Consider the following 25,747-nt stretch of genomic DNA (forward strand, 5'->3'; position numbering starts at 1 on the left):
AACAGTGGCCGCCTGGAAACTCGAAAACATGCGTCTCGGCCTAGACGCAACGCAGACAAGCGTGCCTCACCTCGGTGCGGCACGTCTCTTTGTCCCTTCTCGTTTTCGTGGGCGGCCACGTCTGTGAAGCGCGCGATAACTGAGCTTGCCTACTCGGCCCACTCCTCCACCGACTTGTACTGCACCAGCGCGGCGTACATGGTCTGGGTACCGGCGTTGGAGGTGGAGAACTTGATGTCCACAATCAGGGCATCTTCGGGCAAATTCTCGACAAAGCGGTTGAGCCGCTCCTGGAACATGTCCGGGTCGGCGGCGGCAATGAGTTTGAGGCGCATCCCTTGCATGGCTCAAGCCTAGCGCAGAATGCCCTGGCGGGCTGTGAAATTTAGCGACCGGCCAGGAGTTCTGCGGGCAGGTCGCCGATGATGCCGTCCACACCCCAGGCCAAAAGCTCTTGCACCAAGGCGCGCTGGTTGACCGTCCAGGTCGCCACAAAAAGGCCCCGGGCCTTGAGCGCAACCACCCTGGCCTCGTTCAGAAGTTCGAAATAAGGGTGCACGCCCTGCACCGGCAAACAGGCCAGCAGGTCTTCCATCTCGGGCTCGGTGTAGAGCAGGGCCAGCGGGACCCCTGCCCCGAGCCGGTGCAAGCGAACCAGGGCGATGGGGTCGAAGCTGCTGACCCAGGCCCGTGTGCGTCCGGGCCAGGCCAGAAGGGCCTGGGCCAGGGCGGCCTCGCGGCCATCCGAGGGGCCGGGCTGGCTCTTGAGCTCGAGGTTGAGCCAGGCCTTGGGAAAGTCCTCGGCCAGCTCGAAAACCTGCTCGAGGCGGGGCACCCAGGGCGCTTTCTGCTGCAAGATTGGCCAGTCCAGTTCTGCCAGCGGCTGCCCCTCCAGCTCAAAGTCGTGATGCACCGCCAGCACCCCATCGCGGGTGCGGTGCAGGTCGAGCTCGAGGCCATCCAGGCCCGCCTCCAGGGCCAGCCGGAAGGACTCGAGGGTGTTTTCCCGGGCCTGGTGGGGAGAACCGCGGTGGCCCAGCAGAAGCGGCTTGGGAAATGTCATTCGTTTTCTCCTTGCTGTGGAGGGTTTTGCACCTTTTTCGCGCATCTTTCATGTCTGGGAGCCATGACTATACCGCCCTTCCCTCGATTTTACGTGACGGATGCAAGCGAACCATCGTGGGTATGTTGTAAACTCATAACCATGGGCAAATATGAGGCTCGCCTTGCAGACCTGACCCAGGCCGAAATTATTGCTCGGCTCGAAGGCCCCGGAGGTCTTCTCGCACTGACCAGCCGAGAACTGTTTTACCTGGACGACCATACCCAGCAAAGGGCCCGGCTCTCGCATATCAAGCGCATTGGTGTCAACAAACAGACAGGCAATGTGGACGTGGTCGGCGAAGGGGGCACCATGATGGAAATTGCCCCGATGGCCTTCCAGAAAGACGAGCTGAAACTCTTCCTGGAGTCGCTCAAAGGCCACGTGCTCAAGGCCAAAGCTGAGCCCACCCAGGTGATCGAACCCCCCAAAACCGCCGAGCAAGCGCCGGCACCAACCCCCTCTTCCCTCCCCAAATCTGAAGAGCCGCTCCCCTCCTCGAGCGCACCTGCGGCCCAGCCCCCCCATCCCACCCCCTCGGAAATGCCCCTTCCCGCAGAGGCTGGACCAGCTCCAGCGCAGATTCGCATTGCCGAACCCCCCAAAACCCTGCCCGATGAACCCAGCGACTCCATCTGGGCCTATGACGGCTCCCCCAAACCCAGCCCTGCGCCTGCCGTGGCCGAGCCCTTACCCACGCCTGTGCCCTCGGCGCCCGCCTCGCCAGGTGGTTTTACCGCTGAAGCGGTGGCTCCGGTTGCCCCCTCCAAAACCCTCACTTCAACCCAGCGCATCATTTCGACGCTGCTCAAGATATCCGCGCTTATTACGGCAGTGGTCACAGGAGGGTATTTGGTGGTGAATATGGGAACCACCAGCGATATCTGGGTTCCGCTGGGGGTGATTGCCATCGGGCTGTCGCTCTCGCTGATTCAGTGGCGCCTGTCCGAGCCGTACTAAGAACTGGCCCTATATTCCAGCTTTAGGCGTGCAGACAACTTTCAGGAATATATAAGGCGAGGGCGGATGGTATTGGGCATGGAGTGGGTAGTAGGTCTCCTGCACCCTCCCAACCCTAAGCTCTCCGCCTCACAGCCCCAACGCTTTTGAAAGTGTTCACGCAAAGTCGGCATTACAGGCCAGAACCCGGCACAGCCCGCCATAAATAACCCTGTTCCCACTCCAAAGAGGGCTACACTGGGGTTTGGTGAAACGCTGGCTGAGTGCAGCTTATATTGCGGTGGTGTTGGGCCTTGGATTCGCCAGCCTGTGGCCCCACCTGACCGTCCGATTCGCCCCGGTCGAGGTAAACAAACCTGCGGCCCAGGGCTTGTTGGCCCAGCCGGGTGCGACCCCATCGGCACTGCAACCCGGCCCCATCACGCCTGGGGTGGCCAGGGTTAATCTCAACACCGCCAGCCAGGCCGAGATTGAAAGCCTGCCCGGAATTGGGCCCGCCCTCGCCCAGCGCATTATTGAAGGCCGCCCTTATCGTTCCATAGAGGATCTGGACCGGGTCAAGGGGATTGGCCCCAGGCTGCTGGAGCGTTTGCGACCGCTGGTCACCCCATGATTCCTTACGCGCTGGGCCTGGGAGCGCTGGTGGGTGCTTTGACCCAGCTCACCCCCCTGGCCTTTGTGGGCTTGCTGGCGGGCCTCTGGCTCCCGCAGGCCGCCCGCTGGTCGGGCATACTGGCCTACCTGTTGGTGACCCTCCACCTGGGGCTGACCCAAGACCCCTGGGCCCCGCAAATCGGGCAGTGGGTGCGGCTGGAGGGCCCCTTGCGGGAAGGGTTCTTGCACACCCCCCAGGGGCGGGTGTACGTGCGGTATTTTCCCCGTTTGCAAGACGGTTACTACGTACTGGAAGGCCACCTGCTAAGGCCCCAGGGCCGGCGCAACCCCGGCGGTTTCGACCAAGAGACCTGGCTGCGGGGTCTGGGCGTGCGAGCAGTCTTGCAGGCCCGGCAGGTAGTCCGTTTTGAACCCTTGGCCCCGGATGCGCGGCAGTGGTTTCGGCAGCAGTTGGTAGCCGGGCTCTCCCCCCCGGCGGCGGCGCTGGCGGTAGCCATGACCCTCGGCGAGCGGCGAGAGTTGGGCGAGACCTACGGCGAGTTCCAAAGGGCCGGGCTGGCCCACGCGCTGGCCCTTTCCGGGCTTAATGTGGCCATTCTGGCCGGTTTTTTTGTACTGGTGCTCTACCCCCTGGGCCCCTGGCGCTACCTGGCCGCCCTGGGCCTGCTGCTGCTGTACTTGCTTTTGGTCGGGCCGCAGCCCTCGCTGGTGCGGGCAGTAATCATGGGGGGTTTGGTGCTGCTGGGCTTGTTTTTGGGCAAGGGCAGGGTCGCGGTGTTGCCAGCCCTCTCGCTGGCGCTTTTTGTGCACCTGCTGCTCGAGCCGTACGCCATCTTCAGCCTTTCGGCCCAGCTTTCCTACCTGGCCGTGCTGGGCATGGCCCTGGTGCTGCCCCGCCTCCCAAGGCTCGAGGGCTGGCAGAACTGGCTCTGGGCCTCGGTCAGCGTGACCTTTGCGGCCCAGCTCTTTATCCTTCCCCTGCTGCTTCACCATTTCCACCAGCTCCCACTGCTCTCCCCTATTTCCAACCTGCTGGTGCTGCCCATTCTGAACCTGCTGGTTCCGCTCGGCTTTTTGAAGCTGGTGCTGGGCGGGGTTTTGGCCGGGCCGGTGGAGGGGCTCTGCCAGCTCACGCTGGGGCTGGTGGGGTGGCTCAGCAAGGGGCCCCAACTGCGCTGGGGCGAGATCGGTGCAACCGGCTTCGCCCTGTATTTCCTGGCAATCCTGCCCTTGCTGGCCGCACTTTATGGCCGTATCGGCGGGTGGCGGGCCGGGGTGTTGGCCGCGACGCCAATCCTGGCTTCGCTGCTGCCGAATAGCTTGCAACGGGCCGAAATCTGGCAGCTCGACGTGGGGCAGGGCGATGCCACGCTGGTGCGCCTTCCGGGCCGGGTGGAGATTCTGGTGGACGGGGGCCGGGACTGGGCCTATCCCCGCCTGGAGAGCGCACTGCGGGCGCTGGGGGTGGACGACCTGGACCTGGTGATTGCGACCCATCCCGACGGGGATCACGTCCAGGCCCTGCCGCAGGTCATGCAGAACTTTCCGGTGGGTACCCTGGTCACCGGCCCCCGGGTGCGGGGCGATGAGCTAGACGATGCGCTGCACCAGGCCGCCCGTCGCTACCAGGTGCGGGTCGTACAGGCCAGGGCCGGTACGCGGCTTGAACTGGCAGGAGCCCGTTTGCGCTTTCTGGGGCCTGAGGGCCGCGAAGCGCTGGACAACGACCGCAGCCTGGTGTTTGTGCTGGAGTACCGGGGGCGCAAAGCGCTGTTCACCGGCGATGCGCCGGTATCCGCCGAGGCCCTTTGGCCGGCGGAAAAGGTGGACATTCTCAAAGTAGGCCACCACGGCTCCGACACCAGCACCGGCGAGCATTTGCTGCAAAGGTTTCAGCCCAGGGTTGCGCTGATCGGGGTGGGCAGCAACCCCTACGGTCACCCCACGCCGGTCGTACTGGAGCGGTTGCAGCGGCACGGGGTGGCCATTCGCCGCACCGACCTCGAGGGCGCAATACGCATTACCTTGCCATAATCTTGCTAAGTTGGCTGAATCTCTGGGATGAAAAGACCCCGCACCTCGAGGCCCGGCTCAGAGCAGGACGCCGGCTCAGGCCTCGTAACCCAGCGCCTGCAAGATGGCGTTGAGCTCCTCTTCTGAATGGTAACTGATCTCAATTTTGCCCCGCTTGAGCTGGGTAAAGCGCACCCTGGTGCCCAAGCGGTGTGAAAGGTCACGGGCAATCTCGGCATAGGGCTCCTCGCCCCGAGCGCGCGGGTTTCGGGCAACCGCTTTGTCCTTGAGTTTCTCGGTCTCCCGGACACTGAGCTGCTTGGCGAGAATCTCGGACAAACCCCAGCTGCGCCTGGACTCGGGCAGCATCAGCAGGGCTCTGGCGTGGCCAGCGCTGATTTTATTCTCCTCCAGCGCCTTGATGATCTCGGGGCCTAGCTGCAGCAGGCGGAGGGCATTGGTCACCGTCACCCGCGCTTTACCCACCGCCCGGGCCACCTCTTCCTGGGTCAGGCCCATGTCAACTAGCTTTTTGTACCCCTCTGCCTCCTCCAGCGGGTTCAGATCTTCGCGCTGAAGGTTTTCGATCAGGGCAATCTCGAGGGCCTCGCGTTCGCCAATGTCCTTGATGACCACCGGCACCTCGCGCAGCCCGGCCATCTGGGAGGCCTTGAAGCGCCGCTCGCCGGCCACCAACTCGTACATATCCCCCTTGGGGCGCACCAGCAGGGGTTGCAACAGGCCTTTTTCCTTGATGGAGGCGGCCAGTTCCTCCAGGGCAACCGGGTCAAACAGTCGGCGGGGCTGCCCGGGGTTGGGTTTGATCAGGGCCAGGGGCAGTTTGGTCAGGGAGGCGGGGGTTTTGGGCAGCAGGGCTTCCAGCCCCTTGCCCAGACCGCTAGGCTTCTTGGACACGGCGCATCACCTCCTCGGCCAGCCGACGGTAGGCATGAGCGCCGCTGCTGGTCGGCGCATACTGGGCTATATCCTGGCCGTGGCTGGGGGCCTCGGCCAGCCGGACGTTGCGCGGAATCACCGTCCAGAAGACCTTTTCACCCAAATTCACTCGGATATTGCTTTCAACCTGCTGCGACAGCAAGGTGCGAGGGTCGTACATGGTAATCAGCACGCCCAGGAGCCGCAACGACGGGTTGAGGCTGGTGCGCACCTGATCAATGGTCTCCATCAAGCCGGCTATGCCCTCGAGGGCATAGTATTCGGCCTGTACCGGCACTATCAGGCCCTCTGAGGCCGTCAGCACGTTAAGGGTAATGGGCCCCAGGCTGGGCGGGGCATCCAGCAAGATCAGGTCGTAGGCGGCCTCGAGCGAACGCAACACCTCGGCCAGTCGGGTGGGGTTTTCGATGAGTTCGGCGGCGGCCCCGACCAGATCGGGGCTCGAGGGCAACAAATCCAACCCTTTCGCAATGTTCACCACTGCCTGCTGGGCCTCTCCTGCGCCGACCAGCACCGTGTAGATATTCTCTTCCCGCGCAGTCTGCCCTACCCCGGAGGTCGCGTTGACCTGCGGGTCGAGGTCAACCAGCAACACTCGCTGACCCGCTCTAGCCAGGTAGGCCGCCAGGTTGACGGCAGTGGTGGTCTTTCCGACCCCCCCTTTTTGGTTGACGATGCCAATGCGCTTCACCCTGTGCACTAGGATAACGGATTTTTGGCCGGAACCCCCGCCCTGCGGGGATAGCGGGCGGGGGTGGGATGCGTTTTCTCAACAACAACCAGGGCTCTGGGCTCTTCCAGACCGAGCAACTTGAAAGCGACCACGTCCCGTACCGCGCCGCCAAGTTGGTGGATGGCTGCGCGCGCTTGCTCGAGTTCTTCCGCCACGCCGGCGCCTTTCTGGGCAATCATGAAGCCACCCACCTTGACCAGGGGCAGACAAAGCTCGCTCAGGGTGTTAAGGGCGCTGACTGCCCGACTCACCACCCGGTCATAGGCTTCTCGATGGGCGGGGTCGTGGCCCAGGGTCTCGGCACGTCCCCAGAGGCACTGGGTTCCGCTCAGGTTCAACTCCCGGCAGATGCTTTCAATAAAGGCGATTTTCTTATGGGTGGCGTCCAGAAAGGTCAGCTCCAGCTCGGGTCGAACCAACTTGAGCGGCAGGCCCGGAAAGCCGGCCCCGGTGCCCAGATCCAGCACCCTTAAAGAACCTTCCAGCCGGCCACTTTTGAGGCAGCTCAAGGAGTCCACAAAGTGTTTGAGCACGATGCCCCGCTCATCCCGAATGGCGGTCAGGTTGGTCGTAGCGTTGGCTTCGACCAGACGCCGGTAAAACTGCTCGAAGCGGGGGAGGGTGGGCTCGAGATCTACTTCGATTTCTCGTGCGGCTCTAAGCAGCAGGCTCTTACCTTGTTCACTCAGGGCACTAGTCGGCATACTCCATTCCCAGGAAATACCTTTCCTTCATGTTGACATATCGCTCATAGCTATGCTCATCAATTCTCCACCAGGGCACAGAGTCAAGCAACGGAATAAGGTCTCTTCGGAGTGCCACCCCTCGCATCATCCACTGATAATAATGCCGGTTATCGTGGTTATACGGGCCGTAGAGTTTGGATTCGGGGAGTTTTTCCTTCAACCATTCAAACACGCGTTTGTGTTTTACATGCATTTTTATCGTCACCTGAGGCTGTTTTCCATCGCCTCCAAAGTGTCCTTCTCCTATAAGCAAGCCAATCAGTACGCCTTTATCAAAATCGGTTAGCACAATCACCTCCTAGGTTTCACGGAAAACTTCATTGTGAAACAACATTTAATATAGCACCGAAATACCGTGCTGACTCTTAGTGCTCTAATGTTTATCGTGAAACCTTAAGCTGGAATCTTCGTCAGGTACACCAAAAGTGCGGTTAAGTCCGAGTCGCGGATGCCCGGCACCCTCGAGGCCTCGGCCACCGTCTGGGGCCGAATTCGGCTCAGCTTTTCCACGGCTTCTTTGGACAGGCTGGGAACCCTGCGGTACTCCAAAGTTGCGGGAAGGGTGTAGGCTTCAAGCTCCTTCAGTTTTTCCCTGAGCTTGACCTGACGCTCGATGTAGCCCGCATACTTGGCCCGCACCTCTACCTGGTACGCCTCGGCCTTGTCCAGGGGCTCCTCCGGCGGGCCAACCCACTGCAATACCCCATCGTAGCTAGCCTCCGGACGGCGCAGGTACTGCCAGGCCGACACGCCCTCCACCCGGCATTTTTGCAGGCGAAGCAGCTCACGCTGGACTCGAGCGTACTTGCGCTTTACGGCCTCCAGATCCTGCTGGGAACGCAGGCCCCATTCGGCGGCCAGGGGCACCAGCCGTTCGTCGGCATTGTCGGCCCGGCACAGGAGGCGCAGCTCGACCCTCGAGGTCATCATGCGGTAGGGTTCGTCCACGCCCCGGTGGACCAGGTCGTCGATCATGACCCCGATGTAGCCCGAGTCTCGAGGCAAAAACACTTCCGGAAGCCCCATCGCGTATCGGGCCGCATTCAAACCGGCCAGCAGCCCCTGGGCAGCCGCCTCTTCATAGCCCGAGGTGCCGTTGAGCTGCCCCGCGGTGAACAGGCCGGACAACTTCCGGCTCTGCAATCCTGGGGTCAGCTCCAGGGGGTCAACCGCATCGTACTCCACCGCATAGGCATACCGCTGGATAACTGCCTTTTCAAACCCCGGCAGGGTTTGCACCATGCGTACCTGCAATTCCGGGGGGAGGGAAGAGCTGAAACCCTGTAGGTACAGCTCCGTGGTGTGCAGTCCATCGGGCTCCACAAAGAGCAAGTGCGTGTCCTTATCGGCAAAACGCACCACCTTGTCCTCAATGGAGGGGCAGTAGCGCGGCCCCACCCCTTCGATATCGCCTCCGTACAGGGGAGAGAGGTGAAGGTTTTCCTGGATGAGCCGGTGGGTGGCCTCGGTGGTGCGGGTTTGCCAGGTGGGCCGGGCCGTTGCATAGGGGCCCACCACGCCGGAAAACGTCTCGGGTGGATGGTCGGCTGGCACCACCTCCAGTTGCCCGTAGTTGACCGAATCGGCCTGGATGCGGGGAGGGGTGCCGGTTTTGAAGCGCAGAAGGCGGTGTCCCAGGGCCCTCAAGCTCTGGGAGAGAAAGCGGGCCGGCGGCTCACCTTGCCGCCCAGCCGCCCTGGACTGTCGCCCGTACCAGACCACCCCCTGCAAGAAAGTGCCGCTGGCGACCACCACCGCCAGCGCTCCTATTTTTCGTCCATCCACGGTTTGAACCCCGCACAGCCTGCCCCCCTCCAGCCACAGCGCCGCCACCTCGGCCCGCACGCTTTCCACGTGGGGATGGGCCAGCAGCACGCGCTGGGCTTCCAGGGCATAACCATCCCGGTCTACCTGCACCCGCAGGCTTTGCACGGCGGGGCCCTTTGAGCGGTTCAGCACGCGGGTGTGAATGGCGGTTGCGTCGGCCAGCCGGCCCATCAGGCCGCCCAGGGCCTCGATTTCCGCTACCAGCTGGCTCTTGCCCGGCCCGCCCACCGCCGGATTGCAGGGCATCAGCCCAATGCGCTCGGGGTTGGTGGTGACCAGACCCACCCTGGCCCCCAGTCTAGCCGCAGCCCAGGCGGCTTCGATGCCGGCATGTCCACCCCCCACCACCACCACGTCAAAAACCTTCATCCGCTCAACTCCTGACCTTGCATTCTAGCAGAGCATGGCCTTAAAGATGTCGGCGCCTCCGGTGAGCGATCCAAGGCGGATCGGCCAGCCCACTTTGCAAAATTAGCCGTCTGGCAGTGTTTTTTGAAGCTCAAGGCGGTGTTTTTATTCACCTGAACACGACTATCCACAGGGCATTTCCCACCTGTGGATAACTCGGTAAAATGTACGAACTTGTTTATTGGTAGGAGGATTGGCCTTGACCCAAAATACTGTCTGGCAAAACGTCCTCGAGTACGTGCGCCAAAGCATCACCGAGGTGGAGTATCACACCTGGTTCGAGAAAATTCAGCCCCTGGGGGTGGTGAACGGTTCCCTCGAGCTCGGCGTTCCGACCAGCTTTTTCAAAGGCTGGATTGAGGATCATTACGCCGAACTGCTCACCGAAGCCCTGACCCGCCTGGGGGCCCAAACCCCCCGCTTCGAACTCAAGGTGGTTCCCGGTAAACCTGTTCAGGACGATATTTTCTCAGCATCAAACCCACCCAAACCCCAGGAGCCGCGCTCTAGGCTGAACCCCAAATACATCTTCGAGAACTTCGTGGTGGGGCAGAACAACAACCTGGCCCACGCCGCAGCCGTTGCGGTCGCCGAATCCCCCGGTAATGCGTACAACCCCCTGTTCATCTACGGCGGGGTGGGGCTGGGCAAAACCCACCTGATGCACGCGGTAGGGCACTCGGTGGCCCAGCGCTTTCCGGATAAAAAAATCGAGTATGTCTCCACCGAGACCTTCACCAACGAACTCATCAACGCCATCCGGGAAGACCGCATGACCGAGTTCCGCGACCGCTACCGCTCGGTGGATCTGCTGCTGGTGGACGATATCCAGTTCATCGCCGGAAAGGAGCGCACCCAGGAGGAGTTCTTCCACACCTTCAACGCCCTTTACGAAGCCCGCAAGCAGATCATCCTGTCCTCCGACCGGCCCCCCAAGGACATCCTCACCCTCGAGGCCCGTTTGCGCAGCCGCTTCGAGTGGGGTTTGATTACCGATATCCAGCCCCCCGACCTCGAGACCCGGGTGGCCATCCTCAAGATGAACTCCGAGTACCGCAACATGCGCATCCCCGAGGAGGTGCTGGAGTACATAGCCCGGCAGATCACCTCGAACATCCGCGAACTAGAAGGGGCTTTAATGCGGGTGATTGCGTACGCCTCCCTAAACGGCGTTCAGCTGAGCAAAGCCGTTGCCGTCAAGGCCCTTTCCGACGTGTTCGCGGCCACCGAGGCCCATCTGACCCCCGAGGAAATTGTCAAGGCCGTGGCAGAGTTCTACAACCTCCGGCTCGAGGAGATTCGCGGCGCAGGCCGCCGCAAGGAGGTGGTCATTCCCCGCCAGGTGGCCATGTACCTGATCCGCGAGATGACCCATGCTTCTTTGCCGGAGATCGGCCAGTTCTTCGATGGGCGCGACCACACCACGGTTCTCTACGCCATTCAAAAAATCCAGGAGAGCCTAGACAGCGACACCACATTGCAGCAGGCCCTCAAAGGCATCAAGGAGCGGCTGCGCTGATCCCTGAACCCCTTTTGTGGATAATTCAACCGCCCGTGTTTCCGCCGGGTAGCCCCAAGCATCTTCAAGAACCCTGTCTGCAATTGCCCTTCGTTGGTAATTGGGTAACATAATTGAGCGGCTCCGTACTGTGGATAAATTAATTGGCCCTGTGGATAACCCTGTGGATAAGGTGTGGATAACCCTGTGGATAGGGCTGTGGATAAATACGTCCATGACAGGCCTGTGGATAAGTGCTCCCTTCATCCACAGCTTATCCACAGTTTATGCACAATTTTCCGGCCCCTTTATCCACAGGCCAAATTCGATATCCATGCAGGTTTTTGGGGCCTTATCCACATTTCCACAGCCCCTACTACTACTGTTACTAATTCTTAAAATTTTTTAAGAGAAGTAGGAACTTAAATTCCAGGGCCTGTTCAAGCGAGCTTTAGATTCCACCCAAACAACCCCCAAAAAACAAGACTCTGGCCCAGCAAAATGAAACCTGTTGGACGCTGGGCCTCCATCGCACTTCAGCGCTTCTGGCAATGGTCAATGAATCTGCCAGCACCGGCCCGATTTCGGCAAACTGGATTGGCTGTTAGAATGTTTAGGCTCACCGGGGCCAAAACCCCGGCCAACTGCCCTATACGGAGGCCAGCGTGGAAGTTCGCATCCCCAAACGTACCCTTGCCGAAGGACTCTCCATCCTCGAGCGGATCATTCCCGCCCGTAGCTCGAACCCCATCCTGACCTACTTACCCATTGAATTATCCGAGCAGGGCCTGGTTTTACGGGGCACCAATGGGGAGGTTGACCTCGAGGTCAAGCTCCCCGCGGAAACCCAGGGCTCGGGCCAGGTACTAGTGCCGGCCCAGACCTTTGCACAGATTGTACGCAGTGCGCCGGGCGAGCTGGTGGAGCTGATTTTTGGAGTGGGAGAGCGCTCAGGGGAACGGCTGGAGCTGCATTCGGGGGCTTTCAACACCCAGCTTTCCACCACCAGCCCCGATGGCTACCCCGAGCTGGTCTTTACAGCGCCGAGCTCTGAGAAGATTGCCGCCTCGCGCCTGGCCCAGGCCATCACCCGCGTCCGCTATGCGGCCAGCACCGAGGAATACCGGGCTATTTTCCGGGGGGTGCAGCTCGAGATGTCCCCCACCAGCCTGCGTGCGGTCGCCTCGGATGGCTTCCGGCTGGCCCGCTACGACCTCCCCATGCAGCTCCAGACCCGCAAACTGGTGATCCCGGCCAAGAGCGCTGACGAGATCGTGCGGGTCTTCAAGGATGCCCCAGGCGAGGTGGCCTTTGCGGTGGGTGAGGGCACCCTGACTTTGGTGGGAGAGGCAGTGCGCATGTCGGTCAAGCTGATGGAGGGGGAGTTTCCCGACTATGCCCGGGTCATTCCGCAAAGCTTTGTTCTGGAAGCCACCGTGGCCGCCGAGGCCCTGCGCGAAAGCCTCAAGCGGGTGGCGGTGCTCTCGGATCGCAACAACCACCGGGTCAACCTCCTGTTCAACGACGGCAGGCTGGATATTGACGCCGAGGGCGATTATGGGCGGGGCAGGGAAGAGCTTACCATCGATTCCTCGGGTGAGTCCCAGCTGATGGTGGCCTACAACGCCCAGTACCTGATCGATGCCCTGGCTCCTATTGAGGGAGCGGTGCGCATCAAGCTGTCTGGCCCGACCAGCCCCAGCGTGGTGCAGGCCGTCGAGGATGCCGGCTACCTGGCGGTGGTGGTGCCCCTGCGGGTTTGAGGCCAACATGGTGCGGTTGGGAGCCGAAAGCACCGTTCGATCCGCTCTAGGTGGGGCTTGCAACCCCAACCTCCCAAACTGCCGCCTGGTTGAACCCTGACCTTGGGGTGTAGACTCTTAACCGGCTTGTGCGGAAATAGAAGCGTTTCCAGCAAGGAGGCCTTTTCCATGACCACAATTATCGAAGTCAAAGGACGGGAAGTACTCGACTCACGCGGCAATCCCACCGTTGAGGCCGAGGTGGTGCTCGAGTCGGGAGCCCGTGGGCGGGCCATGGTGCCCTCGGGGGCTTCAACGGGCGCCCACGAAGCGGTGGAACTCCGCGATGGCGGACCCCGTTTTGGCGGCAAAGGGGTATTGCGGGCGGTGGCGGCGGTCAACGAACGCATAGCCGACGAGGTGATCGGGCTGGATGCGCTCAACCAGGAGGCGGTCGACAAGACCCTGCTGGAACTCGATGGCACTGATAATAAGGGCAACCTGGGGGCCAACGCCATTCTGGCAGTCTCGCTGGCCACGGCCCATGCCGCCGCTGACGGGCTGGGCCTGCCGCTGTACCGCTACCTGGGCGGGGTGCAAGGCGTGACCCTGCCGGTGCCCCTGATGAACGTGATCAACGGGGGCAAGCACGCCGACAACAACGTGGACTTCCAGGAGTTCATGCTGGTGCCCGGTGGCCTGCCCTCCTTCAGCGAGGCCCTTCGAGCGGGGGTGGAGACCTTCCATGCCCTCAAAGCGGTCTTGAAGGCCAAGGGCTACAACACCAACGTGGGGGACGAGGGCGGCTTTGCCCCCGACCTCAAATCGAACGTGGAGGCGGTGGAGGTGCTCCTCACGGCCATCGAGAAGGCCGGCTACAAACCCGGTCAGGACATCGCCCTGGCCCTCGACCCGGCCAGCTCGGAGTTCTATCGGGACGGCCAGTATGTGCTCGAGGCCGATGGCAAGTCGCTCTCAGGCCCGGAGATGGTGGCCTACTGGGAAAACTGGGTCAACCAGTACCCCATCGTTTCCATCGAGGATGGGCTGGCCGAGGACGACTGGGAGACCTGGAAACTCCTTACCGAGCGGCTCGGCCACCGGATTCAGCTGGTGGGGGACGACCTCTTCGTGACCAATCCGGCCATCCTTCGGCGGGGCATCGAGATGGGGGTGGGCAACTCCATCCTGGTCAAGGTCAACCAGATCGGCACCCTGAGCGAGACCCTCGAGGCCATCCGGCTGGCCCACCGCAGCGGCTACACCACCATCCTCTCCCACCGCTCGGGCGAGACCGAAGACCACACCATCGCCGATATTGCGGTGGCGGTCAACGCTGGCCAGATCAAGACCGGCTCGGCCAGCCGTTCGGATCGCCTGGCCAAGTACAACCAGCTCCTCCGCATCGAGGAGGAACTGGGCGCGGGAGCCCGCTTCCTGGGCTTTGGGGCCTTCAAAAAATGATGCCGCAGCTCACGGGTTCGAATGGCCAACGGCCTTAGACCTGCGACGTGCGACCTGACGAGACTATGGGACTTCCAAAACGAACCAAAATCGTCGCCACCCTGGGGCCTGCCTCCCGCTCCCCCGAGATGATTCGGGCCCTGATCGAAGCCGGGGTGGATGTGTTCCGCCTCAATTTCTCCCACGGGATGCCCGATGACCACCGGCAATCGGTGCAGATGATCCGCGAGGCCTCGAGCGCCCTGAATCGCACTGTGGCCATCCTGCAAGACCTGCAAGGCCCCAAGATTCGCTGCGGGCGTTTTCGCGAGGGCGCGGTGGAGCTTCAGGCCGGGCAGAGGTTCACCATCACCGCCGAACCCGTTGAGGGCGACGAGAGCCGGGTCTCGACCACCTACCGGGGCCTGCCCAACGACGTGGAGCCGGGGCAGGTGCTGCTGCTGGATGACGGGAACATCCGCCTGCGGGTGGAGGAGGTTCGCCTCAACGATATCCACACCACGGTGCTGATTGGCGGGCGGCTCTCCAACAACAAGGGCATCAACATCCCCGGGGCCGACCTCTCGATTCCGGCCCTGACCGATAAAGACATTGACGACATTACCCTGGGAGCCGAGCTGGACGTGGACTGGGTGGCCATCAGCTTCGTGCGCAGCCGCGACGACCTGCTTCTAGCCCGGCACTACCTGAGCCGGCACAACTCCCGGGCCCGGCTGATGGCCAAGATCGAAAAGCCCAGCGCGGTGGCCCGCTTCGACGAGATCCTAGAAGAGGCCGATGGCATTATGGTGGCCCGGGGCGACTTAGGGGTGGAGATGCCTTTGGAGGAGGTGCCCGCGGTGCAGAAGCGCATCATCCTCAAGGCCGTACAGGCCGGCAAGGCAGTGATTACCGCCACCCAGATGCTGGAGTCCATGATCAAAAACCCCAGCCCCACCCGGGCCGAAGCCTCGGATGTGGCCAACGCCATCTTCGACGGCACCGATGCCATCATGCTTTCCGCCGAGACCGCCGCGGGGCAGTATCCGGTGGAAGCGGTCTCGTTCATGAGCCGGGTGGCCAAGACCATCGAGGCCACCCAGGAGTACAAAGACCGGCTCAACGCCCTGCGCCCCCCGGCCAACCGCACGGTGCAGGACGCCATCGCCCGGGCGGTGGACGATGTGGTGGAGTCTACCGGGGCCAAAGCCGTGGTGGTCTTCACCGCCACCGGGGGCGCTGCCCGTCGGGTGGCCCGCACCCGCCCGCCCGTACCCATCCTGGCCCTGACCCCCAACCCCCACGTGCGCAACCAGCTGGCCCTGGTCTCAGACGTGCTGCCCCTGCTGGCCCCCGACCCCAAGGACACCGACGACATGGTGGAGATAGCGGTCGCCAAGGCCAAGGAGACCGGCCTGGCCGAGGTGGGGGAGTATGTGGTGATTGCCGCCGGGGTACCTTTTGGGGTGCGCGGCACCACCAACATGATCCGGGTGGAGCGGGTAAGTTGAAGCGCTGGCTGAAGATCCACCGCGAAGGCCCCCGGCTGGCAAGCCCAAAACCTTTCCTGCGTTGGGGGCCCATTGTCCTGCTGATGATCCTGGTTGTGGGGGGGGTGTTGGCCCAGGGAGGAAACATGAAGCGTCCGGATGCGCCGCCGCTGGCGGCTCGAGGCGCCTGGGTGGTCGGGGTCAGAACCCTGCAACTGGCCGATGCCAGCCGGACCAACCGGGGAATCACCGCCGAGGTCTGGTATCCCACCACCGGAACCCAGCAAAGCCTCCTGTACGAGAGCGTGATCGGGCAGACCCCGGTTCGAATCGCCGGGCGCGCCAACCGTGACGCGGCCCCTGCGAGCGGTCGGTTTCCGTTGATTGTGGCCTCGCACGGGCAGCCCGGTACCCGTTTCCAGTTTGCCTATCTGAATGAACACCTGGCCAGCCGGGGCTTTGTGGTGGCCGCCCTCGAGCATCCCGGCTCCACCTACCAGACCCTCACCCAGCAGAACTACCTCACCAGCATTGTGGACAGGCCGCTGGACATCCTGTTTGCCATCGCCGAGATCGCCAGGCAGCTACCCGGTGCAGATGCCAGCAACGTGGGCCTGCTGGGGTACAGCTACGGCGGATACTCGGTGTTCAACGCCGCCGGGGCAGGGCTCGATGGCAACGCCTTGAGGGAATACTGCCGCAGCCACAACGAGGGGCCCTGTTTTGCCCTGCCGTTTTTTGCCCAGCTGGAGGCCCAGCGTGGCCTGAATGTGGCCAGGCCCGACCCGCGCATCAAAGCGGTGTTTGCCATGGCCCCCTACGGCCAGCCCTGGATTGGAGCCCGCTCGCTGGCAAACTTCAAGCTGCCCCTGTTTGTGGCGGTGGGCGAGGCCGACGATGTGGCCACCTACCGGCGCGACGGGCTGGAATACTTCCGCAAGGCGGGTTCGACGGAAAAATACCTGCTGACCCTGGCGGCGGCCCAGCACAACCCCTTTGTGGAGTGCCCGCCCGAGGTGCGAAGCAGGGAAGAGGACTACTGGCGTTGCTGGGAGCCGGTGTGGGACTTGGAGCGTTCCCACGACCTGGCCCGGCACTTTGCCGCCGCCTTCTTCTTGCGTTTTCTGCAAAACAATCCCGAGGCAGGGGCTTTTCTGCACCCCAGCCTGCCGGGTTTCAAACCCCGGACCAGCGTGGGCGTGAAGCTAGAAACCCGCTAGCCTGCGCTGGCGGCGGAGCCTCAGGTACCGGCCCGCTCGAGACAGGCGGGCCACTTCGGCTGGGCTCAGACCCAGGCCCTCGAGCAAGATCACCCGGTCGGCGAGCGCCTGGGCCGGTTCGTGCTGGCCTTGTTTCAGCAGGGCATCCAGCTCGTCGGCCAGGGCCTCGAGCCCTGGGGTATCGGTGAGCCGCGCCAGCACCACCCGCTCGGCCTCTTTTGGCTCCAGCTTGAGCATTCCCCCGCCCATCGCGTGGCCCTCGAGCTCCGCGCTGAGGCGGGTGAGCGAGGTCTGCCACAGGGCTGCCAGGGCTTTGGCGCTCAGTTCGGCGGTCTTGAGCCGCACGGTGTGCAGGCTGTTGGGGGCCACGGCCCCGGCCTCGTTGGCGACCAGGCTGGGGGCCTGGCCGCTCATGTAGCTCAGGAAGCCATCGGGCCGGTGAACCTGGGGCACGCTGTACCAGGGCTGGCGCACCCGGCACTTGTAGGCCTGGGGTACCCCTCGGGCCTGGCCCTGCTCGAGGTACGCCCGTACGCTGGACGGCAGGCTGGCATCGGGGGGGATGTGCAGGAGCAGCCCGGCCTCGCCCGCCTGCACGGCGGCCCTCCAGTTGGCCTCGGTCAGGCGCAGACCCCTTAGGGCCCGCCCGCGCCGCACCGCAGGCTTGAGGAAGGCCGGGGGCAGGCCCCACTGCGCGGCCTGCTCCGGATGCAGGTGGAAAAACTCGTTGTGGCCGGTTACATAACCGATGCCCACCTCGGCCACCTGGCCCAGGCGGAAGGTCTGGGGGTTTTCGGCCAGGGCCTGGTAGAGGGCGCGGGTGGGGGGGGGCAGCCAGTAGAGGGGCAGGTGGGTTCGGCCCTGAAGGAGGGGGGCCGCCTCCAGCCGCTCGGCCTGGGGGTGGGGCAGGGAGATCTTTTCCAGCTCGTCGGCACTCTGCAAATCCAGGAGCGAGAAAGCCCCGGAACCGGCCCCCCGACCCTCCGCCAGCAGGAGCAGGGTGTCCTGGCTCAGGTGGGGGAAGAGCCGCTCGCGGAAGGTGATGAGCAAAACCTGCTCGAACGACCGAACCAGGTACTCCAGCACGGGCCGGGCGTAGGCAGCATGGCCCAGCTCGGCGGGCAGCACCAGGCCCAGCCGCCCGCCGGACCGCAGAAAGGCCGCCGCATGCACCGCGAAGGCCGCCCACGAACCGGCCCGCTGGTTGAGCCGCAGGCCCTGCTCGAGGGCCCGCCGGAGGGCTTTTTCGCGCCCGGCCCCGCCAAAACGCTGGTAACGGATGAAGGGGGGGTTGCCGACCATCGCATCCACGGGCCTCTCGCAGGGGCGCAGGTCGAAAAAATCTCCGCAATAAAGCTGGGCCGGAGGGATGGCGAAATGGGCTTCCAGGGCCCGGGCGGTTTGCCGGTGAACCGCTTCGTCGAGTTCCACGCCGAAAATCTGCCCTCTCGCCTGGCCGCCCAGCTGCCGCAGTCGCTCGCTGGCCGCAGCCAGAAAAACCCCGCCGCCAAAGGCCGGGTCGGCGAGGGTCTCGTGGGGGGAGCGCAGGGCCCAGCGCACCAGGAACCGGGCCACGGCGGTATCGGTGTAGTAGGCCCCCAGCGCCTTGGCCGAGGGGCCGGTAGGGTTTTGCGGCAGAAGACCCGCGAGCATCGCTTCCATGCTAACCGATGGGGCCCGAACCCCCCCGGGATGGTGGAAAAACACCCTGCTGTGATATATTACATTCCACTGTATGCCGATTCCCCCCAGCACCGCCACCCTCGAGCGCCCCATCCTGCGTGAGAGCGTCTACGAACGGCTGCGCGACTGGATTGTCACGGGGGTGCTCGAGCCGGGCGAACAACTGCGCGACCAGGAGCTGGCCTTGCGGCTGGGGGTGAGCCGCACCCCCGTGCGGGAGGCCCTGCGCCGCCTGGAGGACGAGGGCCTGGTCGAAACGGCCAAAAACCGCTGGACGCGGGTGAGGCCCGTTGAGCTGGACGAGACCCGGCAGATTTACCCCATCATCCTGGCGCTGGAGCAGCTGGCGCTGGAGCTGGCCCTGCCGCGCCTGCGGGAGGCCGACCTGAAGGCCCTGCAACGCTACAACCGGCGCTTTGCCCAGGCCATTGCCGGGGGCGATGCGGCCCTGGCCGCCGAGATGGACATCGCCTTTCACGGGGTGCTGGTCGAACGCTCGGAGAACCCCGAGCTGATAGGCATCTTGCGCTCGCTCAAGCACAAGTACCGCCGCCTCGAGCAGCTCTTCTTTGGCCACGCCGCGCTGGGGCGCGACTCACCCCGGCAGCACCAGCAGCTCATCGAGGCCCTATCCCGCCGCGACCTGGCTGCCGCCCAGCGGATTCTGAAGCAGAACTGGAGCCGAAAGGAGCCCTTATGAACCTGGAAAAGTTTCCCCGCTACCCCCTGACCTTTGGCCCCTCGCCGTTGCACCCCCTCAAGCGGCTATCCGCATATCTGGGGGTGGAGGTCTGGGCCAAGCGCGAGGACTGCAACAGCGGGCTGGCCTATGGTGGTAACAAGGTGCGCAAGCTCGAGTACCTGATTCCCGAGGCGCTGGCCCAGGGGTGCGACACCCTGGTCTCCATCGGCGGGGTGCAGTCCAACCACACCCGCCAGGTGGCTGCGGTGGCTGCCCACCTAGGCCTCAAGGCCCATCTGGTGCAGGAACACTGGGTCAACTGGTATGACAGCGTCTACGACAAGGTGGGCAACATCCTGCTCTCACGCATCCTGGGGGCCACCGTGGAGCTTAACCCGGCGGGCTTCAGCATCGGGATTCGCCAGAGTTGGCAGGAGGCTTTGGAGGCGGTGCGGGCCCGGGGCGGCAAGCCCTATGCCATTCCTGCTGGGGCCTCCGACCACCCCCTGGGCGGCCTGGGTTTTGTGCGCTTTGCCCAGGAGGTAGCCCAGCAGGAGCGGGAGCTGGGTATCTTTTTCGACCACGTGATGGTTTGCTCGGTCACCGGCAGCACCCAGGCCGGTATGGTGGTGGGGTTTGCCGCCCAGGAAAGGCCCCGCCGAGTGGTGGGGGTGGATGCCAGCGCCAAGCCCCAGGAAACCTTTGACCAGATTCTCAAGATTGCCCGCTTTACCGCCGAGGCGGTGGAGCTGGGCCGCGAGATTGGGCCTCAAGACGTAATCCTGGAAACCGCCTACGGCGGCCCCGAGTACGGCTTGCCCAGCCCGGCCACCCTCGAGGCCATCCGGCTGTGTGCGCGCTTAGAGGGCATGATTACCGATGTGGTCTACGAGGGCAAGTCCATGCACGCACTCATCGATATGGCCCAGAGCGGCGCCATTCCCAAAGGCTCCAAAGTGCTCTATGTTCACCTGGGCGGGGCCCCGGCGCTCAACGGCTACGCCGGACTATTTGCCTGAAACCATCAACACTCCGTAAGCTGCGATAAGCCGACGGGTGAAGCGGTAAAGCACGCTCAAAAGGGTGTTGTGCCACCTGGAAACAGCGAATCCTGGCCCAATCCAACCACCCCCACGCCCTTTTCGGGTGCCACACGGAAAGCACCATGCATCGTTTGAGACTCGAGCACATCCTGGAGGCCAGCCGCATTGTGGATCCGGTCTTCCTGCACTCCCCCCAGTTCGTAAGCGAGCCGCTTGGCAGGCAGCTGGGCTGCGAGCTCCTGGTCAAGGTCGAGACGCTGAACCCCATCCGCAGCTTCAAAGGGCGCGGGGCCGACTACCTGGTGCAAAAAACCCTGAAGCGGGGCCAGGTGCGCCCTATGGTCTGCGCCAGCGCGGGCAACTTCGGGCAGGCCATGGCCTACTCCTGCCGCAAGCATGGGCTGCCCCTGCTGGTCTATGCCTCGGTTCACGCCAACCCCCTCAAGGTGGCGCGGATGCGCGACCTCGGAGCCGAGGTGCGGCTTTGGGGCGAGGACTTCGATGCCGCCAAGCTCGAGGCCAAGCGCTACTGCCAGGCGACGGGCGCGTGGATGGTGGAGGACGGCCAGGAAGCTGAAATCTCCGAGGGGGCGGGTTCCATTGCGGTTGAACTCCTGGCCGACCCCAGACCCCTGGAGGTGGTGGTGGTTCCGCTGGGCAACGGGGCCTTGCTGGGGGGGATGGCCCGCTACCTCAAGGCCCAGAACCCCCGCGTGCAGGTGATGGGGGCGGCGGCCCAGGGTGCGCCTGCCATGGAGCAGTCCTGGCGCTTGCGCACCATCGTGGAGCACCCCCGTGTGAACACCATTGCCGACGGAATTGGGGTGCGCGTGCCCATTCCCGAGGCCGTGCAGGACCTGCAGGGCCAGGTGGACGAGGTGCTGCTGGTGGAGGATGCGGCCATGCTCGAGGCCATGCGCCTGGCCCACCGGCACCTGGGGCTGGTGCTCGAGCCCGCCGGGGCGGTGGGGCTGGCGGCCATCTGGCAGTATCCCGCACTCTTTGCCCACAAGCGGGTGGCCACGGTACTCTGCGGCGGCAACCTGACCGAGGAGCAGATGAAGGCATGGCTGTAACCCCTTCTTCACCCCAGGCGGCCTTTGGGCGGGGCATGCTGGCCTCGCTGCCCATTCTGGTGGGCATCGTGCCCTTCGGCCTGGTCACCGGCATTGCCGGCATCAAGGCCGGCCTGAGCGCGGTGGAGGTCACCCTGATGTCGGGGCTGGTCTACGCCGGGGCGGCGCAGCTCGTGGCCCTGCAGCTGATGGGAGCGGGGGCCTCGGTCTTCCTGGTGTGGCTGGCCACCCTGGTGGTGAACCTGCGCTACCTGATGTACAGCAGCGCCCTGGCCCGGCCTCTGGAAGCCTTATCCGGGCGGATGAAATGGCTGGCCGCTTTCTTGATGGTGGATCAGAACTTCGCCCTGGCGCTCAACCAGTATGGGGTGCTGGGCCCGCGCCTGACGCCCTGGTTTTACCTGGGGATTGGCGCGGTGCTGTGGCTGGGCTGGGTGGTGGCTACCTACCTGGGGGCGCTGCTGGGGGCGCGGCTGCCCGAGGCCTGGGCGCTGGACTTTGCGGTGCCGCTGTGTTTTCTGCTCCTGCTGGTGCCGGCGGTGCAAAACCGCCCCAGCCTGGTGGCCGCCCTGGTGGGGGGGCTGGTGTCTACGGCCCTGATCGGCCTGCCCTACCGCTCGGGGCTCTTTGTGGGGGCCGTAGCGGGCATCTGGGCCGGGGTGTGGTGGGAAAACCGGCAGAAAGGCGGGGGCCAGGATGGGTGACCTCGAGCTCTGGATCACCCTGCTGGGCATGACCCTGATTGCCTTTGCGCTGCGCTACGGGCCGCTGGTGATGCTGGAGCGCTTCAGCCTGCCCCCCAGCCTGCAACAGGCGCTGCGCTACGTGCCCGCCGCCACCCTGGCCGGGCTGGTGTTTCCGGCCCTGCTGGCCCCCGGCGGGCAGTGGGCCATCGGGCTGGACAACGAGCGCTTGCTGGCGGGAATTATTGCGGCCTTGGTGGCCTGGCGTTTCCGGAATATCCTGCTCACGCTTTGGGTGGGGATGGGGGCTTTGTGGCTGCTGAAGTGGATGGGGGTTTAGATTGCGGCTTGCGACCCTGGCCCCCATCCTGTTTGTGCTCTTGTGGAGCACCGGTTTTGTGGGGGCCAAGCTGGGCCTGCCCTACGCGGAGCCCTTTACTTTTTTGTGGGTGCGTATGGTCATTGTGGTGGGGCTGCTGGCAGGCCTGGCGGCCTGGCTGCGCGCCCCCTGGCCCCGTGGTTGGGCCCTGAACCTGCATATCGGGGTCTCGGGGCTCTTGCTGCATGCGGGCTACCTGGGCGGGGTGTTCTACGCCATCTCGAGGGGCCTCCCGGCGGGCCTCGCGGCGCTCTTTGTGGGCTTGCAACCCATCCTGACCGCCATCCTGGCCCAGCTTTTGCTGCGCGAGCGGGTGCGCGGGGTGCAGTGGGCCGGGCTGTTGCTGGGCTTTGGGGGGGTGGGGCTGGTGGTGGGCGAGAAGGCCCTCTCGGCCCGCCTGCTGCACATCGAGCCCTCGGCTTTTGTGGCCATTGTGCTGGCCTTGCTTTGCACCACCCTGGGCACCCTGTACCAGAAGCGCTTTGCGGTGCAGATGCCCCTGGTGGGCGGCACGTTGGTGCAGTACATTGCGGCCTCGGCAGGGCTTTTTGTGCTGGCCCTGCTGTTCCGTGAGACCATGCAGATTCAGTGGACACCACAGTCTGTGCTGGCCATGACCTGGCTGGTGCTGGTGCTCTCGATTGGGGCTATTTTGCTCCTGATGTACCTGATCCGCCACAACTCGGCCAGCACGGTGGCCAGCCTGTTCTACCTGGTGCCGCCTGCCACCGCGCTGGAAGCCTACGTTTTGTTTGGCGAGCGGCTGGGGGGGTGGGCCTTGCTGGGCATGGGGCTGGCGGCGGTGGGGGTGGCGATGGTGGTGCGGCGCTGAGCGAGCGGGTGCAAAAAGGGCATTTTTGTGGTAACCACGCCGTCGCAAAAATACCCATACACGCCCCAAGATTCCAAAGAGCGATAGCCCTAAACCCCCTCCCTACCGCGTAGGGAGGGTTGGGGAGGGTTTATGCCAAGGCCCACAATTCACACCATGGCATGAAGGGCCAGAAGCCGCCCCACCGGGCCTCCCCTACGAGGTAGGGGAGGGACAGAGCGCGTCCAGGCTCAGGCAATTCCGGTTTTGGTTCAAGGCTATATCGGGGATGGGCGGCAGGAGGAGGTTTCAAAGACCTGCTGCTCTGTTCCTACGCTTCGCGCCGCACCAGGCTTTGCAGCACCTCGAGCACCACCGCGCCCAGGTCTCTTCGGGGGGCCTGAAGCAGCACCGGCTCCAGCAGCAAGAGCCCCTCGTTCAGCATGCCCTCGGCAACCTGCTGGGCATGGGCCACTGCCCCCGACTGCAACAGGCGTTGGTGGAGCCAGTCCACCTCGGCGGCAGGCTTTTGCTCTCGGGGAGTGCAAAGCAAGCGCTCGGCCCGAGTGCGCTCGTCTACACTGGCGTTTTGCAGGAAATGGAGCAGGATTAAGGTGCGCTTGCCCTCCCACAAATCCCCGGCGATTTCCTTGCCGTATTTGGCGGGGTCGCCCACCAGATTGAGCACATCGTCCATAATCTGAAAGCCAATCCCGAGCTTCATCCCGGCTTCTTCCAGCACCGCCGGAGGCTCCAGGCCCGCTGCCAGCACCCCCAGCCGCAGCGGCGCCACGGCGGTGTAGTAGGCGGCTTTTTGCCCCACCATCTCCAGGTAGTCGGCTTCCTCCAGGTCAAAGCGCTGGCCCTCCATCCAGGTCATCTCGAGGTGCTGCCCCTGGGCCGTGAGCTCCACCAGCCGCACAAACTCCAGCAACGCGGCCCTCGAGACCCCGGCCTCGATCAACAGGGCCCACTGCCTGGCGTGCAGGGCATCGCCGGCGTTCAGGGCCAGCGGCATGCCCACCAGTTTGTGCAGGGCGGGCTTTCCGCGCCGCTCGTCGGAGGCGTCTTCGATGTCGTCGTGGATCAGGGCCCAGTTCTGGAAGAGCTCGAGGGCCGCCGCTATGGGCAGGAGCTGTTTGAACTCGGCCCCGTAGGCCAGGCCGGTATACACCAGGAGCATCCCACGCAGCATCTTCCCGCCGCGCTCGGGGTAGTCGCGCAGCAGCCGGGCATACTCAGCCAGCTCGGGCCGCCGGGCTGCCTCGGGCCGGGGCAGCGCATCCAGAAGGTATTGCTGAATAGCCGCGCGTACCTGAGCAGGGGAGAGGGCAGCGGTCATGGGTAGATACTACGTCGGGCGCAGGGCCGGGGCAAAGAGCACGGGGTGAAAGGCAAACCTGGGCGCTCTACCCCGGTCTACCTGCTACGCATGCTTTACATTATCTGCGCCAGTATGTATCATGTTTTCTTGCAAAGGCAGTTGGGCCTGCGCTAAGGGTGAGCATAGCCAGCGAACATTCGGTGATTGTCAGCGGTTGTGAGCGCCCTCTGGGTGCGCTACACTGAAGTTCCACAGGAGGCTCAAACATGGGTATTCTTGACCGCCTTTCCCGCCTGATCCGGGCCAACCTCAACGACCTCATCAAGCGGGCCGAAGACCCCGAAAAGATTATCGAGCAGGCCCTGGAAGACATGCGGGCAACGCTGCGGGACGCTCGGATGGAAGTGGCCGAGGCCATGGCCGAGCTGAAGAAGCTCGAGCGCGACCAGCAAAACTACGCCGAACAGGTGCGGGCCTGGGAACAAAAAGCCGCCGAAGCCCTGAGAGGCGAACGCGAAGACCTGGCCCGCGAAGCCCTCAAGCGTAAGCAGCAGGCCCAGGCGCTTTCCGACGGCTTCGCCCAGCAGGTGGCCCAGCAGCAAGCCCTGGTCAACCAACTGACCACCCAGCTCAAGGCCCTGGAAGGCAAAATCCAGGAGTCCGAGGCCAAGAAAGCCCTGTTGATTGCCCGCAAGAAGGGTGTGGAGGCCGCCGAGACGGTGCGCCGGTTTGAGTCCAAGGTGGACACCCACAGCGCCGTCGAGGCCTTCGAGGATATGGAACGCCGCATCGAGGCCATGGAAGACAAGCACGCAGCCCTTTCGGAGATGGACAAGAACAACATCGAGAAGGAACTCGAGAGCCTGGGCAGCAGCAAGGAAATCGAGGACGACCTGGCCCGCCTCAAGCGCGAGCTGGGCATGGCCTAGCCCTGCCCTCTTCAAGGCTGGTACCGTCTCATCTGCGTTGTCAAGCAATCCAGCCTTGGCTTGCAACTCACCCCCTACCATGTGGAATCAGGTAGGGGGGTATTTGAATGTCCTTGTAGAGAACCCTGTCGGAAAAATGGTTGTCGAACACGACCCCACCATGCTACAGATTTGCGTTGGGCCGTTTGGATCACCTTCTACCTGGGTTCCGGAGGTTCGCCGAGGCCCAGGGCCTGGATGGAGAAACCCCCAGCCACAAAGGATTTCAGCCTTTCCATTACCAAAGCATTCCACACGGCAGCATGTGATATGTGGAGCCTTATCGGGCCCTTCCCAGACGTGGCTGCCCACGAAGGCGAGAAAGGACAAAGAGACGTGCCTCA

The 25,747-nt window shown here is 63.7% G+C and carries 23 protein-coding genes and 1 pseudogene; 15 read left to right on the forward strand and 9 right to left on the reverse strand.

Translation table 11 applies throughout. The annotated features are described in order from the left end of the window. Nucleotides 1–149 precede the first annotated feature (149 nt). Nucleotides 150–344, reverse strand: coding sequence for a hypothetical protein (locus tag NZN28_RS07990; RefSeq protein WP_295397030.1), 195 nt, complete (start codon nt 342–344; stop codon nt 150–152). A gap of 41 nt (nt 345–385) precedes the next feature. Next, nucleotides 386–1,063, reverse strand: a complete 678-nt coding sequence (locus NZN28_RS07995) for a glycerophosphodiester phosphodiesterase (RefSeq protein ID WP_295397032.1) — start codon at nt 1,061–1,063, stop codon at nt 386–388. Between the two features lie 141 nt (nt 1,064–1,204). Here NZN28_RS07995 and NZN28_RS08000 point away from each other — a divergent pair, with 141 nt between their 5' ends. From NZN28_RS08000 to NZN28_RS08010, 3 genes are all read left to right on the forward strand, one after another. After that, nucleotides 1,205–2,062 carry a hypothetical protein gene (locus NZN28_RS08000; protein WP_295397034.1) on the forward strand — a complete coding sequence of 286 codons (858 nt, stop codon included), beginning with the start codon at nt 1,205–1,207 and terminating at the stop codon, nt 2,060–2,062. A gap of 247 nt (nt 2,063–2,309) precedes the next feature. Then, on the forward strand, nt 2,310–2,675 hold the full coding sequence (locus NZN28_RS08005) for a ComEA family DNA-binding protein (protein ID WP_295397036.1): 366 nt from the start codon (nt 2,310–2,312) through the stop codon (nt 2,673–2,675). Next, nucleotides 2,672–4,711 (forward strand): ComEC/Rec2 family competence protein, encoded by a 2,040-nt coding sequence (locus NZN28_RS08010; protein WP_295397038.1) that lies wholly within the window; start codon nt 2,672–2,674, stop codon nt 4,709–4,711. The genes NZN28_RS08005 and NZN28_RS08010 overlap by 4 nt, the downstream gene beginning before the upstream one ends. 75 nt (nt 4,712–4,786) lie before the next feature. Here the strand turns inward: NZN28_RS08010 and NZN28_RS08015 are convergent, their stop codons facing one another. The 5 genes and pseudogenes from NZN28_RS08015 to mnmG form a co-directional block, all read right to left on the reverse strand. After that, entirely contained in the window at nt 4,787–5,605 is an 819-nt protein-coding gene (locus NZN28_RS08015; RefSeq protein ID WP_295397039.1) for a ParB/RepB/Spo0J family partition protein, read from the reverse strand. Next, complete coding sequence (locus tag NZN28_RS08020) at nt 5,589–6,353, reverse strand: ParA family protein (protein ID WP_295397071.1); 765 nt, start codon at nt 6,351–6,353, stop codon at nt 5,589–5,591. The genes NZN28_RS08015 and NZN28_RS08020 overlap by 17 nt, the downstream gene beginning before the upstream one ends. Next, nucleotides 6,347–7,084, reverse strand: coding sequence for a 16S rRNA (guanine(527)-N(7))-methyltransferase RsmG (gene rsmG / locus NZN28_RS08025; RefSeq protein ID WP_295397041.1), 738 nt, complete (start codon nt 7,082–7,084; stop codon nt 6,347–6,349). The genes NZN28_RS08020 and rsmG overlap by 7 nt, the downstream gene beginning before the upstream one ends. Then, entirely contained in the window at nt 7,074–7,415 is a 342-nt protein-coding gene (locus tag NZN28_RS08030) for a hypothetical protein (protein WP_295397043.1), read from the reverse strand. Before NZN28_RS08030 ends, rsmG begins: the two co-directional genes overlap by 11 nt. A 104-nt stretch (nt 7,416–7,519) precedes the next feature. Next, nucleotides 7,520–9,325, reverse strand: a pseudogene (mnmG, locus tag NZN28_RS08035) (tRNA uridine-5-carboxymethylaminomethyl(34) synthesis enzyme MnmG); the annotation flags it as partial. Nucleotides 9,326–9,560: 235 nt separating this feature from the next. Here mnmG and dnaA point away from each other — a divergent pair. From dnaA to NZN28_RS08060, 5 genes are all read left to right on the forward strand, one after another. Beyond that, entirely contained in the window at nt 9,561–10,880 is a 1,320-nt protein-coding gene (dnaA, locus tag NZN28_RS08040; RefSeq protein ID WP_295397045.1) for a chromosomal replication initiator protein DnaA, read from the forward strand. 644 nt (nt 10,881–11,524) lie between these two features. Beyond that, nucleotides 11,525–12,622 (forward strand): DNA polymerase III subunit beta, encoded by a 1,098-nt coding sequence (dnaN, locus tag NZN28_RS08045; protein WP_295397046.1) that lies wholly within the window; start codon nt 11,525–11,527, stop codon nt 12,620–12,622. A 168-nt stretch (nt 12,623–12,790) separates the two neighbouring features. Further along, on the forward strand, nt 12,791–14,065 hold the full coding sequence (gene eno / locus NZN28_RS08050) for a phosphopyruvate hydratase (protein WP_295397048.1): 1,275 nt from the start codon (nt 12,791–12,793) through the stop codon (nt 14,063–14,065). Nucleotides 14,066–14,130: 65 nt separating this feature from the next. Continuing rightward, the gene (gene pyk / locus NZN28_RS08055; RefSeq protein ID WP_295397050.1) at nt 14,131–15,555 is read left to right on the forward strand and encodes a pyruvate kinase; all 1,425 of its coding nucleotides are present in this window, start codon (nt 14,131–14,133) and stop codon (nt 15,553–15,555) included. Nucleotides 15,556–15,680: 125 nt separating this feature from the next. After that, the gene (locus NZN28_RS08060) at nt 15,681–16,754 is read left to right on the forward strand and encodes a hypothetical protein (RefSeq protein ID WP_295397052.1); all 1,074 of its coding nucleotides are present in this window, start codon (nt 15,681–15,683) and stop codon (nt 16,752–16,754) included. On the opposite strand, the gene NZN28_RS08065 is transcribed toward NZN28_RS08060, so the two are convergent. Further along, complete coding sequence (locus NZN28_RS08065; protein ID WP_295397054.1) at nt 16,740–18,407, reverse strand: N-6 DNA methylase; 1,668 nt, start codon at nt 18,405–18,407, stop codon at nt 16,740–16,742. The two genes, NZN28_RS08060 and NZN28_RS08065, sit on opposite strands and share 15 nt — an antisense overlap. 82 nt (nt 18,408–18,489) lie before the next feature. Between NZN28_RS08065 and NZN28_RS08070 the strand changes: the two genes are divergently transcribed. The 6 genes from NZN28_RS08070 to NZN28_RS08095 all read left to right on the forward strand — a co-directional run bounded on the left by NZN28_RS08070 (nt 18,490) and on the right by NZN28_RS08095 (nt 23,132). After that, entirely contained in the window at nt 18,490–19,137 is a 648-nt protein-coding gene (locus NZN28_RS08070) for a GntR family transcriptional regulator (RefSeq protein ID WP_295397055.1), read from the forward strand. Then, entirely contained in the window at nt 19,134–20,138 is a 1,005-nt protein-coding gene (locus tag NZN28_RS08075; RefSeq protein ID WP_295397057.1) for a 1-aminocyclopropane-1-carboxylate deaminase, read from the forward strand. Before NZN28_RS08070 ends, NZN28_RS08075 begins: the two co-directional genes overlap by 4 nt. 146 nt (nt 20,139–20,284) lie before the next feature. After that, nucleotides 20,285–21,238 carry a threonine/serine dehydratase gene (locus tag NZN28_RS08080; protein WP_295397059.1) on the forward strand — a complete coding sequence of 318 codons (954 nt, stop codon included), beginning with the start codon at nt 20,285–20,287 and terminating at the stop codon, nt 21,236–21,238. Beyond that, complete coding sequence (locus NZN28_RS08085; protein WP_295397061.1) at nt 21,229–21,942, forward strand: AzlC family ABC transporter permease; 714 nt, start codon at nt 21,229–21,231, stop codon at nt 21,940–21,942. The genes NZN28_RS08080 and NZN28_RS08085 overlap by 10 nt, the downstream gene beginning before the upstream one ends. Then, nucleotides 21,935–22,261: an AzlD domain-containing protein gene (locus tag NZN28_RS08090; protein WP_295397063.1), complete on the forward strand. Its 327-nt coding sequence runs from the start codon at nt 21,935–21,937 to the stop codon at nt 22,259–22,261. The genes NZN28_RS08085 and NZN28_RS08090 overlap by 8 nt, the downstream gene beginning before the upstream one ends. Before the next feature lies 1 nt (nt 22,262). Continuing rightward, nucleotides 22,263–23,132 (forward strand): DMT family transporter, encoded by an 870-nt coding sequence (locus NZN28_RS08095; protein ID WP_295397065.1) that lies wholly within the window; start codon nt 22,263–22,265, stop codon nt 23,130–23,132. Between the two features lie 310 nt (nt 23,133–23,442). On the opposite strand, the gene NZN28_RS08100 is transcribed toward NZN28_RS08095, so the two are convergent. Beyond that, on the reverse strand, nt 23,443–24,453 hold the full coding sequence (locus NZN28_RS08100; protein WP_295397067.1) for a polyprenyl synthetase family protein: 1,011 nt from the start codon (nt 24,451–24,453) through the stop codon (nt 23,443–23,445). Nucleotides 24,454–24,701: 248 nt separating this feature from the next. On the opposite strand from NZN28_RS08100, the gene NZN28_RS08105 reads away from it, so the two are divergent. Next, nucleotides 24,702–25,364: a PspA/IM30 family protein gene (locus tag NZN28_RS08105; RefSeq protein WP_295397069.1), complete on the forward strand. Its 663-nt coding sequence runs from the start codon at nt 24,702–24,704 to the stop codon at nt 25,362–25,364. Nucleotides 25,365–25,747 lie beyond the last annotated feature (383 nt).

Source organism: Meiothermus sp. (genome assembly GCF_025056915.1).
GTDB lineage: Bacteria > Deinococcota > Deinococci > Deinococcales > Thermaceae > Meiothermus.